Genomic DNA, 3,109 nt, shown 5'->3' with positions numbered 1-3,109 from the left:
TTATTTATGTCGATTGTGTTTTTAGCGAACGCAATCAAAATGGCATAACCTACGACTTAGTGCGAGAGCATTTAAGGTTGTATGGTTAAGTGAATAAGCGTATACGGTGGATGCCTTGGCAATTGGAGGCGATGAAAGACGTGTTAATCTGCGATAAGTCTGGTTAAGGTGATAAAAACCGTTATAGACCAGAATTTCTGAATGGGGAAACCCACTGCATTTTGTGCAGTATCGCATAGTGAATACATAGCTATGCGAAGCAAACCCGGAGAACTGAAACATCTAAGTACCCGGAGGAAAAGAAATCAACCGAGATTTCCTGAGTAGCGGCGAGCGAAAGGGAAACAGCCGATTCAGTATGTTGTAGTGGAAGGTTCTGGAAAGTACCGCAATAAAGGGTGATAGCCCCGTACACGAAGCAGCATGTTGGACACATTAAGTAGGTCGGAGCACGAGAAACTTTGACTGAAGATAGGGGGACCATCCTCTAAGGCTAAATACTCCCAATTGACCGATAGTGAACCAGTACCGTGAGGGAAAGGCGAAAAGAACCCCTGTGAGGGGAGTGAAATAGAACCTGAAACCGTATACGTACAAGCAGTAGGAGCAGACTTGTTCTGTGACTGCGTACCTTTTGTATAATGGGTCAACGACTTATATTTTGTAGCAAGGTTAACCGAATAGGGGAGCCGTAGGGAAACCGAGTCTTAACTGGGCGAAATAGTTGCAAGGTATAGACCCGAAACCCGGTGATCTAGCCATGGGCAGGTTGAAGGTTGAGTAACATCAACTGGAGGACCGAACCCACTAACGTTGAAAAGTTAGGGGATGACCTGTGGCTAGGAGTGAAAGGCTAATCAAACCGGGAGATAGCTGGTTCTCCCCGAAATCTATTTAGGTAGAGCCTCGGACGAATACTTACGGGGGTAGAGCACTGTTTGGGCTAGGGGGCCATCCCGGCTTACCAACCCCATGCAAACTCCGAATACCGTAAAGTAATATCCGGGAGACACACGGCGGGTGCTAACGTTCGTCGTGGAGAGGGAAACAACCCAGACCGCCAGCTAAGGTCCCAAAGTTTATGTTAAGTGGGAAACGATGTGGGAAGGCTTAGACAGCTAGGAGGTTGGCTTAGAAGCAGCCACCCTTTAAAGAAAGCGTAATAGCTCACTAGTCGAGTCGGCCTGCGCGGAAGATGTAACGGGGCTAAACATAACACCGAAGCTGCGGTAGCGTAATTTATTACGCTAGGTAGGGGAGCGTTCTGTAAGTGGTTGAAGGTGAATTGAGAAGTTTGCTGGACATATCAGAAGTGCGAATGTTGACATGAGTAACGATAATGGGGGTGAAAAACCCCCACGCCGAAAGACCAAGGGTTCCTATCCCATGCTAATCAGGGTAGGGTAAGTCGGCCCCTAAGGCGAGGCAGAGATGCGTAGTCGATGGGAAACAGATTAATATTTCTGTACTTTTAATCATTGCGATGGGGGGACGGAGAAGGCTAGGTGAGCACGGCGTTGGTTGTCCGTGTGAAAGTGTGTAGGCTGAATTCTTAGGCAAATCCGGGAATTCACTAGGCTGAGACACGAGACGAGTCACTAAGGTGATGAAGTCATTGATGCCATACTTCCAGGAAAAGCCTCTAAGCTTCAGATGATTAAGAACCGTACCCTAAACCGACACAGGTGGTCAGGTAGAGAATACTAAGGCGCTTGAGAGAACTCGGGTGAAGGAACTAGGCAAAATGGTACCGTAACTTCGGGAGAAGGTACGCCGGCTATGGTGATGGGACTTGCTCCCTAAGCTGAAGCCGGTCGCAGTGACCTGGTGGCTGCAACTGTTTATTAAAAACACAGCACTGTGCTAAATCGAAAGATGACGTATACGGTGTGACACCTGCCCGGTGCCGGAAGGTTAATTGATTGGGTTATCGCAAGAGAAGCTCATGATCGAAGCCCCGGTAAACGGCGGCCGTAACTATAACGGTCCTAAGGTAGCGAAATTCCTTGTCGGGTAAGTTCCGACCTGCACGAATGGTGTAATGATGGCCACGCTGTCTCCACCCGAGACTCAGTGAAATTGAAATCGCAGTGAAGATGCTGTGTACCCGCGGCTAGACGGAAAGACCCCGTGAACCTTTACTACAGCTTGACACTGAACATTGAGCCTACATGTGTAGGATAGGTGGGAGGCTTTGAAGCGAGGACGCCAGTTCTTGTGGAGCCAATCTTGAAATACCACCCTTGTATGTTTGATGTTCTAACATTGGTCCCTTATCGGGATTGTGGACAGTGTCTGGTGGGTAGTTTGACTGGGGCGGTCTCCTCCCAAAGAGTAACGGAGGAGCACGAAGGTTTGCTAAGTACGGTCGGACATCGTACGGTTAGTGTAATGGTAGAAGCAAGCTTAACTGCGAGACGGACATGTCGAGCAGGTACGAAAGTAGGTCATAGTGATCCGGTGGCTCTGTATGGAAGGGCCATCGCTCAACGGATAAAAGGTACTCCGGGGATAACAGGCTGATACCGCCCAAGAGTTCATATCGACGGCGGTGTTTGGCACCTCGATGTCGGCTCATCACATCCTGGGGCTGAAGTCGGTCCCAAGGGTATGGCTGTTCGCCATTTAAAGTGGTACGCGAGCTGGGTTTAGAACGTCGTGAGACAGTTCGGTCCCTATCTGCCGTGGGCGTTGGATGATTGAGAGGGGCTGCTCCTAGTACGAGAGGACCGGAGTGGACGAACCGCTGGTGTTCGGGTTGTCATGCCAATGGCATTGCCCGGTAGCTACGTTCGGAATCGATAACCGCTGAAAGCATCTAAGCGGGAAGCGAGCCTCGAGATGAGTCATCCCTGACAGTTTAACTGTCCTAAAGGGTTGTTGAAGACTACAACGTTGATAGGTTGGGTGTGGAAGCGCTGTGAGGCGTTAAGCTAACCAATACTAATTGCCCGTGAGGCTTAACCATACAACGCTTAAGTGTTCTTGAAACATGATACAAATTCTTTATTTTTTACTTAACTGATACGTCAGTTAAGAAGCTTTCCATTGTTAAATACGCAATAACGCTTTTGTCTGGTGGCAATAGCGCTGTGGGACCACCTGAATC

The 3,109-nt window shown here is 48.9% G+C and carries 1 rRNA gene; it reads left to right on the top strand.

From position 1 onward, the window contains the following. Positions 1-83: 83 nt before the first annotated feature. Positions 84-2,968 (top strand): 23S ribosomal RNA (locus tag KO505_RS08670). Positions 2,969-3,109 lie beyond the last annotated feature (141 nt).

This window comes from Psychrosphaera sp. F3M07 (genome assembly GCF_018860345.1).
Taxonomy (GTDB): domain Bacteria; phylum Pseudomonadota; class Gammaproteobacteria; order Enterobacterales; family Alteromonadaceae; genus Psychrosphaera; species Psychrosphaera aquimarina.
Note: the sequence above shows the minus strand (reverse complement) of the source record. Positions and strands in the feature narration are given on the sequence as shown.